The organism is Paraburkholderia sp. J76, from assembly GCF_905220295.1.
Taxonomy (GTDB): domain Bacteria; phylum Pseudomonadota; class Gammaproteobacteria; order Burkholderiales; family Burkholderiaceae; genus Paraburkholderia.
The window spans coordinates 519023-532900 of the sequence record NZ_CAJMZJ010000002.1 but is presented as its reverse complement, the minus strand read 5'-3'; the positions used below and the strand labels follow the sequence as shown (position 1 = coordinate 532900).

Below are 13878 nucleotides of genomic sequence, written 5' to 3'. Positions count from 1 at the left end.
GGGATGATCGCGCCGACCCTCTCCGCGCAACGGAGCCTCCCTTGCAAAGCATGGAACTCACTGGCGTCGTCGATCTGATCTATGCTGCCGCGCTCGGCGAAGGGGCGAGCTGGCAGGACGTCGGTGACCAGTTGATGAATCTGATGGGCGCGCAACGTGCGACGCTATGGCTGAAGGACGAGGGTGGCGCGCCGGGGAACGTGCTGATGCGTGCCGATTCGTATGACAAGAAGTACGCCCAGTATGTCGAAATCGATCCCTATCGTGCGGCCGCGCTCGAGGTCGGTGTCGAGGAAACCATGCATCGGCGCGGAGACGTTCGGCTCGGTCACGAAATCATTCCGGACGCAAGCTACGTGAAGAGTGAGTTCTACGCGGACTTCGGAAGAATCAGTTCGCGGCGCTACATGATCGGCGGCCTGATCTGCACGACTGGCGTTATTCCACTTGGACTGCATCGGGACGCCGCGGCGCGGCCCTTTGACGAGGCGGACAAGCGCACGCTCTCGCTGTTGCTTCCGCATCTGCAACGGGCGCTCCAGATGGGCGCACGGCTCGCACCTGTGGGCTCCGGCTTTGCCGCCGCCGCGCTCGACTCGGTGCCGATCGGCGTTATCGTCGTCGACCACGAAATGCGCGTGCTTTACTGCAACGCGGAAGGCACGGCGTTGGTCGGCAACCCGCGCTCCGGCTTGTCGATAGTCCGCGACCGGCGCGGTTCGAGCGCGAACTCTTCCAGGCTTTTCGCGCATCATCCCGCCGACCATGCGCAGCTTTGCCGTCTGGTGGGGGCTGCTTCGCGAGGCGGCGCAGGCGGAGGCATGCAGGTTCGAGCGCATTCGAGCGTGCTGGCGGCGGATGCGGCGACACTTTCGGCTTTGGTATGCCCCGCGTTGCGTCATCTGTCGTCGTCCGCGCGGGCGAATATGGGTACGAGCGTCATGCACGGAGCGGCGACGGTGCTCGCGCGCAATCTGCTCAGGTCGTCGTCACTGCCGGCCAGGTTGCTTGTCGAACTGTTTGGTTTGACGCGTGCCGAAGCCGAAGTCGCGGTCGCCCTGGCGGGCGGCGTCACGGCAGAAGACGTCGCCCGCAAAAGACACGTATCGCTCGAAACGGTACGCAGCCAGATTCGAACCATCCTGAGAAAAACGGGGGCGTCTGGACTGCGCGATTTCGAACGTATCATTGCGTTGGGTTCGACGATGCACGCCATGTCTGCAGCACGTCCTGTTTCTGGCGATGGGTGACTGCGCCTGAATTTCGATCACCCACGCTTCGCGGCAGGCGTCACATCTGCTTGAACAGATGCGCGTATTGGCGGCTCACGTCGAGGGAACCCGCGTGGCCGCGCAGCCGCAACGTCATCTTCCCCATCGCGCTGACCGAAGCGCTTTCCACCTGATCCACGTTGACCACCGTGCCGCGGTGAACCTGCCAGAAGCGCGCGGGGTCCAGTTGCGCGCACAATTCACGCAGGCTCGTGCGGATCAGCAGTTCGCCGCCGCGCGTGGTGACCACCACATATTTGTCGGCTGCTTCGAAGTACAAAACATCTTCCACCGGCACCATGCGGATGTCGTTGCCGCTGGAGGCGCGCAGATAACGCAGCGGCGCTTCGCGCGGCGCGCCATCCGCATTCCCTGGCCGCGCCTCGCCGCGCGCCTCGCGAACGTCTTGCGTGATCGCTTCCAGTTGGCGCAGTACGCGTTGCAGATCCGCCTGAATTTGCGGCGCCTGGGCGTCGTTCGCCGCCGCGCGCGCGAGCCGCGCGCGCAGGCGTTCCACCGTGCGGGCAAGCCGCGCGGTTTCCACGGGTTTGAGCAGATAGTCGATGGCCGCCGCTTCGAAGGCTTCGAGCGCGTAGGCGTCGTAGGCGGTTACGAACACGATCTGCGGCGGCGCGGCGAGATTCGCGCAGGCGCGCGCGACGTCGAGGCCGGTCGCCCCCGGCATGGCGATATCGAGGAACGCGATATCGGGCTCCAGCGTGCCGATGCGCTCGATGGCTTCGAGCCCGTTGCCGGCCGTCGCCACGATGCGCAATTGCGGCCACGCGGCGGCGAGTTCGCGCTCCAGCGCGGCGGCGATCAGCGGCTCGTCCTCGGCGATCAGCGCCGTCGGAGCGCCGGCTGGTTCGTCGTGCGCGCGGTGCCGCGCCGTATCGCCGGGCAGGCGGCGTTTCATGATATGGACTCCTGCCCATTTACGCCAACGCCCAGGCCGACGGTATTTCGCAGCGGCAGCCGCACGCGCGCCACGAGGCCATGCGGCACGTTCTCGATCAGCGTGAGCGAGGCCTGCTCGCCATAGAGCGCCGCAAGCCGCTCGCGCACGTTCACGAGACCGACGCCGGCGCCCTGGGTGCCCGGCGTCGCGCCAAATCCCGGGCCCGTATCGGTCACGGTCAGTTCGATGTGCTCGCCCTCGCGCCGCGCGGCGACGTCGATTCTGCCGCCTTCCACCGCGCCCTGAATGCCGTGCTTGAGCGCATTCTCCACGAGCGGCTGCAACAGCATGGGCGGCACTGGTAGATCGGCGCAATCGGGCGGCAGATCGAGCGCGTAGGCAAGGCGCGGGCCGATGCGCATGGCGTGCACGGCGAGCATGGAGTCGAGCACCTTGAACTGCACCGCGAGCGTTTCGCTTTGTGCGCGCGAGGCTTCCAGCGTCGCGCGCAGGAAGCGGTTGAGGCTGGCCAGCAGATCGCGCGCACGCGGGGGATCGGATGCGATCAGGCTGTCGAGCGTCGCGAGCGTGTTGAAGAGAAAGTGCGGTTCGATCTGCGCCTGCAACGCATGCAGGCGCGCACTGAGTGCGGTGCGCTCCGCAGCCTCCTTTTGCCATGCCGCGCGCGCGACCTGTTCGCTCAGCTCGGCAATGCGCGCGCGCGACCAGCCGTACCAGGTCACGAGCAGCGTCGCGGTGAGCGCGATCCAGCCGGTGAGCGCGAGATCCTTTGTCGCGAACGCGTGGCGCAAGCCGATCCCCAGCAATGCGCCTGCCATGGCGCGCCCAAGCATCGCGCCCAGCACGATGGCGAGCACCATCGCCACGGCGAGCCGCGGCCCCGTGAGCGCGTTGTGGCGCTGCAGGAAAAAGCGGCTGACGTCGAGCAGCAGCATGATCGACAGCCCGATCGCCTGGCTGAAAACGAAGTTGTCGATGAAACGCTCGTGCGTGCCGGCGGCGGTGAGGGCGACCGCGATCAGCGTATTGCCGATGACGACGAGCACGCCTTCGCGGGCGAACCCCGTGAGCAGGACGCTGGGCGCCGGCGCGCTCGCGCGGGCGGCGGGGTTCGGAAACTCCACGTGCGTGCCAGGAATCATGCGATCCAGCTTGTGACGATGAGATTGAGCAGCCGGTGCGGCGTCGCAACGGCGGCAAGACCGGCGGCGACGAGGCCGAAGAACGAGCCGCGCATGGCGACGCGATGGCCGCGGACGTTGCCGTGACGGATCGCCCAGACGGCGCGCCCGACGCTGGCGAACGTCAGCAGCGAAAGGCCGTGCACCCACGACAGATGCCCCGGATGCAGTTCGCGGATGTCGAACGAACTGAGCGCGGCGGCGAACATCGTCAGCACCCAGAGGCGGCCGAGCCACTTGTGCCGCGCGCCGCCTTTCTGGGTCAGCATGACGGCGGTTCCGAGTATGACAGAAAGCGAGGCGGCGACGATGTGCGCCGTGATGATGGCAGACATGCGGGCTCTCCTTGGCGGATGGAGCGGGGCGATGTCTGCAGTGTGGCGAGCGGGGCGAGGGGGAGCGACGGGTTTGCGACGAAGCGTGAGGATCGTGGCGCGAACGGCGACTGGGTGGCGCGAGCCGGGGGCCAGCGGGCCGGCCGGCGGAACTCGGCCCGGCGGCGCGGGAACTCAGCCCGGCGGCGCGCTTTCGATTTCGCGCAGAATCTCGTCGAATGGCGCAGGCTTCACGAGATGCCGGTCGAAACCGGCCTCGCTCGTGGCCTGGCGGTCGCGTTCCTGGCCGTAGCCCGTGAGCGCGATCAACTGCACGCGCGCCGTGGCGGGCTCGGCGCGCAGTGCCTTCGCCAGCGCGTGACCGTCCATGCCGGGCAGCCCGATGTCGAGTATCGCCACGTGCGGCAGGAAGGTTTGCGCGAGCGCCAGCGCGCCCGGGCCGTCATGCGCCACGCGTACCTCGTGGCCTTCGAGTTCCAGCAGCATGAGCAGCGAGGAAGCGGAATCGACGTTGTCGTCGGCGATCAGCACGCGGCGGCGCGGCGGCGCAACGTGTGCCGGCTCGCCTTGCGCCGGTTCGCGCGGCGCTTCGCACTGCGGGGCGCGCGCGAGCGGCAGGCGCACGACGAATTCCGAGCCGTGGCCAAGGCCGTCCGAATGCGCGCTCACCGAGCCGCCATGCAGTTCCGCGAGTTCGCGCACGAGCGCGAGGCCGATGCCGAGACCGCCGTCGGCGCGCTTAACGGCTTCGCGCGACTGCATGAAAAGGTCGAATACGTAGGGCAGTTCGTCGGACGCAATGCCGATGCCGTTATCGTGCACGCGAATCAGGATCTCGTAGACGTCCGCTTCGAGCCGCAACGCAATCTTGCCGCGTTCGGCCGTGTACTTCGCCGCGTTGGAAAGCAGGTTGCTGATGATCTGCGCCACACGTATTGCGTCGCCGGTCACGTGGCACGGCTCGCAGTCGATCTCGACCGTGAGCGTCTGCAATTTCGCGTCGAGGAAGGGGCGGCTCGTTTCTACGGCGATCCCGACGATCTCGCGCAGGTCGAGCGTGCTCATCTGCAGCGCGATCTTGCCGTGCGAGATGCGCGAGACGTCCAGCAGGTCGTCCACGAGGCGGCCGAGATGCTCGACCTGGCGGCTCGCGATCTGACGCGCGTCGGCGCGCATGCCGTCGTTCGCGCCGTGGCGCGGGTCGAGCAGTTCGATGGCGTTGCGGATCGGCGCGAGCGGGTTGCGCAGTTCGTGCGCGAGCGTGGCGAGAAAGCGGTCCTTGCGGCGGTCGGCGTCGCGCAGCGCTTTTTCGGCTGCGTAGAGGCGCAAGAGCGCGCGCACGTTCGCGACCAGTTCGGCGGGCTCGACGGGTTCGGTGAGATAGCTATCCGCGCCGCCGTCGAGCGCGAGAATCTTGTCGCGCGTTTGCACCGCCGCGGCCGAGGTTTGCAGCACGAGCGTGGAGTTCGTTTCCGGGTCCGCCTTGATGAGACGGCATACCTCGATGCCGCTGATGTCGGGCAGCTTCACGTCGAGCAGCACGATCGCGGGCGCCTGTTCGCGCACGGCTTTGAGCGCGCCCTGGCCTGTCGCCGCTTCGATCACGGCGTAGCCGGCGTGGCGCAGCACGCGCGACTTCACGTAGCGCGCGCCTTCGTTGTCGTCGACGTTGAGGATGAGCGTGGCGGGTGCGTTCATGGCGCCGCGTCCCCGGAGGTTTCAGGCTCGCCTTCGACGGAAGTGGCAAGGCGCACCGGCACGTTCACGCGGAACGTCGAGCCCACGCCGGGCTCGCTTTCCACGCCCACTTCGCCGCCGAGCAGCGCCGCGAGTTTTTGGCACAACGGCAGCCCAAGCCCCGTTCCCTTCACGCGCTGCTGCAAGCGATTCTGCACCTGGCCGAACTCCTCGAAAATGATCTGGTGGTGTTCGGGAGCAATTCCGATGCCCGTATCGGCAACGAAGAAGGTAATGCGCGCGTTGTCGCCGTCGCGGTCGGCGGGCAGGCACTGGGCGCCCACGCGAATCTGTCCGTGCTCGGTGTACTTGATCGCGTTCGAAACGAAATTGCGCAGGATCTGCGTGAGTTTGGGTTCGTCGGTGTAAAGCTGCGGCAGGCCTGCCGTGGGGGCGAATTCGAGCGTGACGTGCGGCGTGTCGAGCAGCGGCACGAGCATCGTGCGCAGCGCCGCGAAAAGGTCGGCGGGATCGAACCACGCGGGCACGACTTCGGTCTTGCCGGCTTCGATTTTCGCAAGGTCGAGCAGGTCGTTCACGGTCTCGCCCAAGGTTTCCGCAGACGAAAGGATCAGCCTGACCTGGCGGTCCTGCTCCACGCTCAGGTCGCCATCCAGCCGGTTGAGCAGCAGGTTGGCGAGCGCGCGGATCGAACTGAGCGGCGTGCGCAGCTCGTGACTCATATTCGAGAGAAAGCGCGTTTTCATCATGTCGGCGCGACGCAATTCCTCGGCGCGCTCGTCCAGCTCCGCATAGAGCGCCACGACGCCGCGGTTGGTCGCCTCCAGCTCCTGCGTGAGGCGCGAGAGTTCTTCCTGGCGCTCGCGCAGTTCGTCGAGCGCCGTGACGAGTTCGCGGTTCTGCTGCTGCAGTTCTTCGAGCGAATCGCCGTGCGCGCCCTCTTGCGGACTGCGCGCCGACAGTTCCCGCACGATGCGCTCGAGTTCCGTGCCGCACACCGCGCCGCGCTCGTGCGGCAGGTCACGCGCCATGGCGACAGTCGTGCCGCTGGCCGAGGAGCGGATCTCGAAGCGGTCCATGAGACGCCGGCTGCCCATGATGCCGAGGCCCATGCCGCCCGGCGAGCGCCAGGTGCCGTCGAGCACGGCTTCGAGGTCGCGCACGCCGGAGCCCTGGTCGCTCACCTGCACGGCGAGCGCCTCGCGCGGCCGCTCGCAGTCCAGCGCGAAGGTGACTTCGCCGCCGCCCGCATACTCGTACGCGTTGCGCGCGATTTCGGAGACGGCGCTCGCGATGCGCGTCTGGTCGAGCGGCGAAAAGCCGAGCCCCGCGGCGAGTTCGCGCGCGCGGCGGCGCGCGGCGACGACGTCCTGGGCGGTTTCCAGCCGGATGCGCAGCAGGGGCTTATTCATGGCTCAACTGTACTCCGGGGCGAGCGCGTACGACGACGACGGTGGCGTCGTCGCGCCGCCGCGTGAAGTCTCGGTAGAGGACGGCCGCAATCAAGGCGGCGGGCTGATTGGCGAGCCCGGGCCAGGAAGCCAGATCCCAGCGGGTGCCGATGCCGTCCGAATGCAGGACGAGGATCGCGTTCTCGCCCCACGTCAGTTCGAATTCCTGCGTGCCGCGCATGGTGTGGCCCACGATGCCATTGCGGGAGACGATCTGGTAGGACTCGCGTTCGGCCTGGTGCGTTTGGCCTTCCGGAGAGTGGCGCGCCGCGGGATGGCGCGCCGCGAGCCCGCGTTCCGTGGGACGGCCCGCGCCATACGCGGCCGCCGAGATGTTGCCGGTGCCGCAGAACGCCAGCGCACCGCGCGCGAGATCGATACGCACGAGCGCGAGCGCCGCGCCGCGCGTGTGGCGCATCGCCGCGTGCGAAAGCTCCATGAGCGCGGCGGGCGCGAGGCCGGCGCGGCGGCGCAGCACGTCGAGCGCGGCCGAGGCGGCCACGTGGGCTTCGGCGCCGTGGCCGAGGCCGTCGGCGAGCGCGAGCGAGAGTGACAGGCCGCTCGGGTCGACCTGCGCCAGCCAGCCGTCGCCGCAGACTTCCTCGCCGGGGTAGGGCACGCACACCGCGCCGATTTCGGGTCCGCCGAATGACGCTTGCGCGCCGTTGCCGCCGCTTTTTTGCACGAGCGCGCGCAGTACGGTGCCCGCGCCCGGCTGCGAGTAGACGGCGAACTGATTCGAGAGCCGCCGGATCGCGCCGAGCCCGGTGCCGGGCGTGCCTGCCGTGGAGTGGCCGTCGGTGAGCGCGGCCCTCACGTCGGCCATGCCGGGGCCGCTGTCGAGCGCAATCAGTTCCACCGCGCCTTCCAGCGGACGCACCAGCAGTTCGCCGTGCCCGGCATGCTTCAGTATGTTGGTGGCCGCTTCGGTGAGCACGATCGCAAGGCGTCCCGCGTCGGTTTCGCCAAGCGCGGCCACGCGCGCGGCTTCGGCTGCGCCGCGGCGCGCATAGGCGACGCTGCTCGCGTCGCCGATCTCGAAGGACCGGTGGGTGCCGCCGGCTGAAGCGGCAGCACCGTCTAGCGTACTTTCCATTTCGTAATCGTGACCGTCGTGCCGTTACCCGGAGTCGATTCGATCGTGAATTCGTCGCACAGGCGCCGCGAGCCGCCAAGGCCGAGGCCGAGACCATTGCCGCTCGTGAAGCCATCTTGCAGCGCGCGTTCGATGTCGGCAATACCCGGACCCTGATCGACGAACGAGAGCCGCAGGCCCACGCGCACGCCTCTTTCGAGCACTTCGAGCCGCGCGTCGCCGCCGCCGCCATACTGCAGCGTGTTGCGCGCGAGTTCGCTCGCCGCCGTCACGAATTTGGTCTGCTCGATGAGCGAGAACCCGTGCGCGATGGCGGCATCGCGCACGATCTGGCGCAGCCGGACGATTTCCTCGTCCGAGCGCAGGCTCACTTGGGCCGCGAGCCGTCCGGTCGTGTCGCTGCTATTCATGATCGAATGCAAGAGACGTGCTACCTGGCGGAGTAATGGGAGTTAACGGAGCTGACGCTGCTTGAGCAGCGCCATGCCCTTTTCGACGTTCAGCGCGGTGCGCACGCCCGAAAGCGTGAGGCCCAGCTCGACCAGCGTGATCGCCACCGACGGCTGCATGCCGACCACCACGGTCTGCGCATCGAGCACCGTCGCCATGGCGGCCGTGTTGCTGATCATGCGGCCGATGAACGAGTCGACCACGTCGAGCGCCGAGATGTCCATCAGCACGCCCTTGGCCGACTCCTTCACGATGCGCTCGGTGAGGTCGTCCTGGAGTGCGATGGCGAGGCGGTCGTGCATGTCCACCTGGATCGTGACGATCAGGCAGTCGCCGAGGCGCAGAATTGGAATGCGTTCCATCGTGTGCGGTTCCCGTGCGTCGTCCGGTCAATGGCGTTCAGGCTGTGGCTTTCGGCGTGATGATGGTCGCGCCGATGCGCTGCAGCGCGATGACGAAGGCGTCGGCGAGCGTGGACTTGGTCGTGACGTTGGTGAGGTCGACGCCCAGGTGCACGATGGTCTGCGCGATCTGCGGCCGGATGCCGCTGATGATGCAGTCCGCGCCCATGAGACGCGCGGCGGCCACGGTCTTGAGCAGATGCTGCGCGACGAGCGTGTCCACGGTGGGCACGCCCGTGATGTCGATGATCGCGAGGCCCGCGCCCGTGTCGACGATCTTCTGCAGCAGGCTCTCCATCACGACCTGGGTGCGCGAGGAATCGAGCGTGCCGATGAGCGGCAGCGCGAGAATGCCTTCCCAAAGCTGCACGACCGGCGTGGACAGTTCCAGCAGCTCTTCCTGCTGCCGCGCGATGATCGCTTCGCGGCTTTTCTGGAAGACGTCGGTGGTATAGAGGCCGAAGCCGTCGAGCAGCAGGTTCACCTGCCAGCTCACCTGGGCGAGTTCTGCGGGACTCTGCGCATACGCCTCGCGCAGGCGCGCGTAGAGCGGCTCCTTGAACGAGAACACGAAGGTGGCCGTTTCGAGCGGCGTGTAACCCTGACGCGCGCGATGCGCCGACATGTCCGCGAGGAACATGCGCACCGGTTCCCACTCGGGGCGGCCCGCATCGAAGGTTTGGGTGTTCGGCAGCGTGTCGAGAAAGACGTTCAGGAACGCCGAGAACTGCTCGCGAATTTCTCCTTCCATCGCGAGGCCGCGGCGCAGCGCGATCGGCAGATGCAGACGCAGCCATTCGGCAAGCAGCGTGTCGCGATGCTGGCCGAGTATGTCCGCAATGCGAACCTGTTCGGTTGTGTTCATACAAGCTCCTGAGCGTGGGGCGCGCCTCGTCGGTGAGACGAACCGGAGCACCTTACACCATTGAGTCGATTCGATCCCAATTAAATTTGAGACTGCGACGCAATCAAGGTGAAATTGGCGCCAATTGAATCGATTACGCGGGTACGGAAGCCGGGCGACGGCGCGAGCGTGTCGCTGCATGCGTTTTTCGTGCCTGGTTGCCCGCGCAACGACTGGTGAGCCTGGCGAGAGCGCAGTTTCCCGGTTTGCCGTTACGCGCTTGTAGTTTTTACAGGGCGCGGTCTGCCTGGTGGTTTGCTGCCAGATTCGCGAACGTTGCGAGGGCGAAGCCGGGTGCAATGCCGGCGGGCTGGTATGTGTCTTGCTTATTCCCTTGCGCCAATAACAATCCGTTCGCACTGGGGAGCACTGTAAGCCATGGAGCCCGAATCCTTTTCTCGCCGGCAATCGCCGCTGTCGACTCCGTCCGCGCCGCTCGGAAGCGCGCTCGCGTCGGGCGAGAGCACATTGAACGATAACGCCGGGGAGAGCCAGGACGAGCCGGCGCCGGGCGTGCTTTCGCGTCTCTCGTTTTGTGTGGCCTGGCTATTCGGGCTGGAGGCGTTTCTCACGGACTCCGGGGCGCACCCAGGCAGGCCCCGCGCGTGAACGCGCGAGCACAAGCGGGCCGCGCAGCAGCCCGACCTCGCCGCGCCCGACCCGCTAGACTGTGCGCTGACGCGCGCACGCGCGGCGCGTGGCTTCGCCCCTCCCGCCATTGCCAGAGATATCGATGACCAGGTTATTTCGCATGACCGCGCTTCTCGCGTGGTGTTTGTCGTTACTGCCCGCTACGGCGGCGTTCGCTCAAGGGGCTCAAGCGGCTCAAGCGGCTCAAGCGGCTCAAGGGGCTCAAGGGGCTCAAGCGGCCGAGGTGGATCAGTCGGACCCGCAGGCGCTCATCAAGACCGCCACGCAGCAGGTGCTCGACGAGGTGCGCACGAAGGCCGTCGCGCCCGACGACATCGCGCGCATCCAGGACATCGTCAACCGCGACATTCTTCCGTACGTCGATTTTCGCCGGACCACGCGCCTCGCCATGGGGCCGCACTGGCGCACGGCCACGCCCGCGCAGCAGGCGCAGATCGAGCAGGAATTCCAGCTATTGCTGATCCATCTCTACTCGGGCGCCATCGCGCAACTGAAGCCGGACCAGAAGATCGACTATCCGCCCATGCGCACGTCTCCCGGCGACACCGACGTCGTGGTGCGCACGCTCGCGCAGACCAACGGCAATCCCGCTGAAATCGATTACCGCCTGTACAAGACGCCGCAGGGCTGGCGGCTTTACGACCTCAACGTGCTCGGTGCGTGGCTGATCCAGACCTATCGCCAGCAGTTCAACGAGAAGATCCAGCAGGGCGGCGTGGATGGGCTGATCCAGTTCCTCGCCGCGCGCAATCAGGAACTCGTGTCGGGCAAGACGCAAACGCAGTGACGCACACCCGGCGGCGCGCGGTTTTTGCGCGTCGGTTGCGCGACCTGCGAAAATCTGGACAGCCGTACGCAGACGTAGTCCTTGTGTTCCCTTTTTGCCGATCCGAACCGACATGAATTTCCCGCTGCCGCCGCAGGGCCGACGCAACCGGGTGTTTCCGCCCAGCCCGCCCACGCTGCACAGTCTCGCCTCCGTCATTACCGGCGTGGTCGTGGTGTGCGGCCTGTATTTCGGGCGCGCGGTGCTGATTCCCATCACGCTCTCGGTGCTGCTGAGCTTTTTGCTGGCGCCGCTCGTGACCATGCTGCGGCGCTTTCACGTGCCGCAGTTCTTCGCCATTCTCGTGGCGGTGCTCACTACCGTGCTCGCGCTCGCCGGCGTGGGCGCGCTGATCGCCGCGCAGATCTACCAGCTTTCTGCCTCCCTGCCGCAGTACCAGGAGGAGATCGAGCAGAAAGTGGAAACGATTCAGGAAAAAACGGTGGGCCGCGCCGATTCGCTCATGGCGCGCGCCGCCACCGCGCTCCAGCGCGTGACGCCCACGCCGCCGCCCGCGCCGCCGCAGCCGCGCGGGCGCGCGGCGCGCAACCAGCCGCAGCAGCCCATGCCGGTGGAGATCCACAACCCCGCGCCCACGCCGCTTACGCTTGCGCAAAAGGCGCTTGCTCCAGCTATCGCGCCGCTCGAAACGACCTTCATCGTGCTCGTGGTGACGATCTTCATCCTGTTCCAGCGCGAGGACCTGCGCGACCGGCTCATCAGCGTGTTCGGCTCCGACGACCTGCACCGCACCACGACCGCCATCAACGACGCCTCGCAGCGGCTCTCGCGCTACTTCGTCGCCCAGCTCGGCGTGAACGTCACGGTGGGCGGGGTGATCGCGCTGGGGCTGGCGGGCATCGGCGTGCCGGGCGCGCTGCTGTTCGGCGCGGTGGCCGCGCTCATGCGCTTCGTGCCGTACATCGGCATCTGGATCGCCGCGGTCATGGCGACGATCGTGGCCGCGGCCACGCAGCCGCAGTGGACCATGGGCGTCATGACGCTGATCTTCTTCATCATCGTGGACGTGGTGGCGGGGCAGTTCGCCGAGCCGATGCTGTACGGCCGGCGCTCGGGTCTTTCTCCGCTCGCCGTGGTGGTGGCGGCGATCTTCTGGAGCTGGCTGTGGGGGCCGGTCGGGCTCGTGCTCTCCACGCCGCTCACGCTGTGCATCGTCACGCTGGGCCGCTATGTCGATCGCCTGAACTTCCTCACGATCCTGCTGGGCGACCAGCCCGCGCTCACGCCCGCGCAAACCTGCTACCAGCGCCTGCTCGCCGACGATCCGCACGAGGCGCTGCTGCAGGCCGACCGGCTGCTCACGACCATGCCGCTCATCGACTACTACGAGCAGGTGGTGTTCGAAGGTCTGCGCTTCGCGCGCAACGACGCCATACGCGGCGTGCTGCCCGCCGAGCAGGTCGCGCGCATCAACCAGGCGCTGCTCGACATTATCGAGGACCTCGAATCGGTGGACGATTCGCGCCACGCCGCCGCCGAAGACGAGAGCGCGAAGCGCGCGGCGGAGTCCGCCGAACGTGCGGACGAAGGCGCGAAGGTCATCGAGTTCACGCTCTCGCCCGACGCGGGCGAGGTGCTTTGCGTGCCCGGCCGCGGCGCGTTCGACGACGTGGCGGCGGCGATCGTCTGCCAGTTGCTCATGCGCGGCAATATTCCGTGCACGGCCACCACGTACGACGAAGTGCGCGCCACGCGCGGAGCCATGATCGACGAGCGCTCGCCCGCCATCTGCGTGGTGTCGCTCGACGCGCCCGAGTCGGCGCCGTACCTGCGCAATCTCGTGCGGCGGCTGCGCGAGCGCGCGCCTGACGCGACCATCGTGGTAGGCATCGGCGCGGCGCTGCGGGAAGACGGCGCGGGCATCGCCGACGACCCCGGCACGCTCTTTCCCACCTCGCTGCGCAACCTCGTGGAGGAATGCGGCGTGGCGCTCGTGCCCGCGCATGTTCCGCCGCCCGAAAAAGGGGTGGCAACGCCCGATATGCAGGATCAATACCGCGCGGGCGCGAAATTGTGACAGTCACGCCCGTGTCACATTAAGGCTCGAATATATGCGGCCCTGTGCCCTGGTTGCGGCATGAAAGTTACTGGGAGACAACCGTGCTGAGCCCCAAGGAATTCGCCACGCTGATGCTGGTCCGCCATTCGCCGGACCAGATCGATATGAACCGTCAGGAGCTGGATACGCTGCTCGAGCGTCAACTGGTGGCGCTCGAGCAATGGAAGGAAGGCCATCGCCGGCTTTCGCTGACGATTGCGGGCCGCTCGCTGCTCGAAGCGTTGGGCCGTCTGGACGACGTGGCGGCGCTGCCCGCGGCATTCGGCAACGAGCGTCTGGCCGCCGGCCTTTGATGTCTCGAACACGCCTTCGCGGTCCGGCCTGTACGCGGCTCGATGTGTTAGTGGCCCGGGCAGATCGGGCCGTGTTCTTATGCAAAACACATCGTCGCCCGTGCGTTTATTGAGGCATGCCAGGCAATTGTGTGCTTTTGCCCACGCCGCGCGACGCGAGCGTCTTGTGTCCCCCAAAGGACGCTGCTAGGCTTGTTCGGCCCGCTGGCGTCGCGGCAAGGCGGGCACACTGATCTTACGGAATGGTTGCCGCAGGCGTTTCCCTGTACGGGTATTTCCCCATCGCCCGGCCGGGTGGCGCTCGTCAAACTGACTCCATCCT

General features: G+C 67.2%; 13 protein-coding genes. 4 read left to right on the top strand and 9 right to left on the bottom strand.

Annotated elements, in window-relative coordinates; all coding sequences use genetic code 11:
- Positions 1 to 50 precede the first annotated feature (50 nt).
- Positions 51 to 1250, top strand: coding sequence for a hypothetical protein (locus U5768_RS05950; protein WP_322029442.1), 1200 nt, complete (start codon positions 51 to 53; stop codon positions 1248 to 1250).
- 40 nt (positions 1251 to 1290) lie between these two features.
- Here the strand turns inward: U5768_RS05950 and U5768_RS05945 are convergent, their stop codons facing one another.
- The 9 genes from U5768_RS05945 to U5768_RS05905 all read right to left on the bottom strand — a co-directional run bounded on the left by U5768_RS05945 (position 1291) and on the right by U5768_RS05905 (position 9667).
- Positions 1291 to 2187: a LytTR family DNA-binding domain-containing protein gene (locus tag U5768_RS05945; RefSeq protein ID WP_322029441.1), complete on the bottom strand. Its 897-nt coding sequence runs from the start codon at positions 2185 to 2187 to the stop codon at positions 1291 to 1293.
- Positions 2184 to 3332, bottom strand: a complete 1149-nt coding sequence (locus U5768_RS05940) for a sensor histidine kinase (RefSeq protein ID WP_322029440.1) — start codon at positions 3330 to 3332, stop codon at positions 2184 to 2186. The genes U5768_RS05945 and U5768_RS05940 overlap by 4 nt, the downstream gene beginning before the upstream one ends.
- Positions 3329 to 3706 carry a DUF2306 domain-containing protein gene (locus U5768_RS05935; RefSeq protein ID WP_322029439.1) on the bottom strand — a complete coding sequence of 126 codons (378 nt, stop codon included), beginning with the start codon at positions 3704 to 3706 and terminating at the stop codon, positions 3329 to 3331. Before U5768_RS05935 ends, U5768_RS05940 begins: the two co-directional genes overlap by 4 nt.
- A 174-nt stretch (positions 3707 to 3880) precedes the next feature.
- On the bottom strand, positions 3881 to 5404 hold the full coding sequence (locus U5768_RS05930; RefSeq protein WP_322029438.1) for a response regulator: 1524 nt from the start codon (positions 5402 to 5404) through the stop codon (positions 3881 to 3883).
- A complete protein-coding gene (locus tag U5768_RS05925; protein ID WP_322029437.1) occupies positions 5401 to 6816 on the bottom strand; it encodes an ATP-binding protein in 1416 nt (471 codons plus the stop codon). The genes U5768_RS05930 and U5768_RS05925 overlap by 4 nt, the downstream gene beginning before the upstream one ends.
- The gene (locus U5768_RS05920) at positions 6809 to 7951 is read right to left on the bottom strand and encodes an ATP-binding protein (protein WP_322029436.1); all 1143 of its coding nucleotides are present in this window, start codon (positions 7949 to 7951) and stop codon (positions 6809 to 6811) included. Before U5768_RS05920 ends, U5768_RS05925 begins: the two co-directional genes overlap by 8 nt.
- Positions 7936 to 8361, bottom strand: coding sequence for an anti-sigma regulatory factor (locus U5768_RS05915; protein ID WP_322029435.1), 426 nt, complete (start codon positions 8359 to 8361; stop codon positions 7936 to 7938). The genes U5768_RS05920 and U5768_RS05915 overlap by 16 nt, the downstream gene beginning before the upstream one ends.
- Positions 8362 to 8403: 42 nt before the next feature.
- Positions 8404 to 8763: an STAS domain-containing protein gene (locus tag U5768_RS05910; RefSeq protein WP_322029434.1), complete on the bottom strand. Its 360-nt coding sequence runs from the start codon at positions 8761 to 8763 to the stop codon at positions 8404 to 8406.
- Positions 8764 to 8800: 37 nt separating this feature from the next.
- On the bottom strand, positions 8801 to 9667 hold the full coding sequence (locus U5768_RS05905; RefSeq protein WP_322029433.1) for an STAS domain-containing protein: 867 nt from the start codon (positions 9665 to 9667) through the stop codon (positions 8801 to 8803).
- A gap of 790 nt (positions 9668 to 10457) precedes the next feature.
- On the opposite strand from U5768_RS05905, the gene U5768_RS05900 reads away from it, so the two are divergent.
- The 3 genes from U5768_RS05900 to U5768_RS05890 all read left to right on the top strand — a co-directional run bounded on the left by U5768_RS05900 (position 10458) and on the right by U5768_RS05890 (position 13556).
- Positions 10458 to 11144 carry an ABC transporter substrate-binding protein gene (locus U5768_RS05900; RefSeq protein WP_322029432.1) on the top strand — a complete coding sequence of 229 codons (687 nt, stop codon included), beginning with the start codon at positions 10458 to 10460 and terminating at the stop codon, positions 11142 to 11144.
- Positions 11145 to 11256: 112 nt separating this feature from the next.
- Positions 11257 to 13221 (top strand): AI-2E family transporter, encoded by a 1965-nt coding sequence (locus U5768_RS05895; protein WP_322029431.1) that lies wholly within the window; start codon positions 11257 to 11259, stop codon positions 13219 to 13221.
- Between the two features lie 83 nt (positions 13222 to 13304).
- The gene (locus tag U5768_RS05890; protein ID WP_322029430.1) at positions 13305 to 13556 is read left to right on the top strand and encodes a hypothetical protein; all 252 of its coding nucleotides are present in this window, start codon (positions 13305 to 13307) and stop codon (positions 13554 to 13556) included.
- Positions 13557 to 13878: the final 322 nt, after the last annotated feature.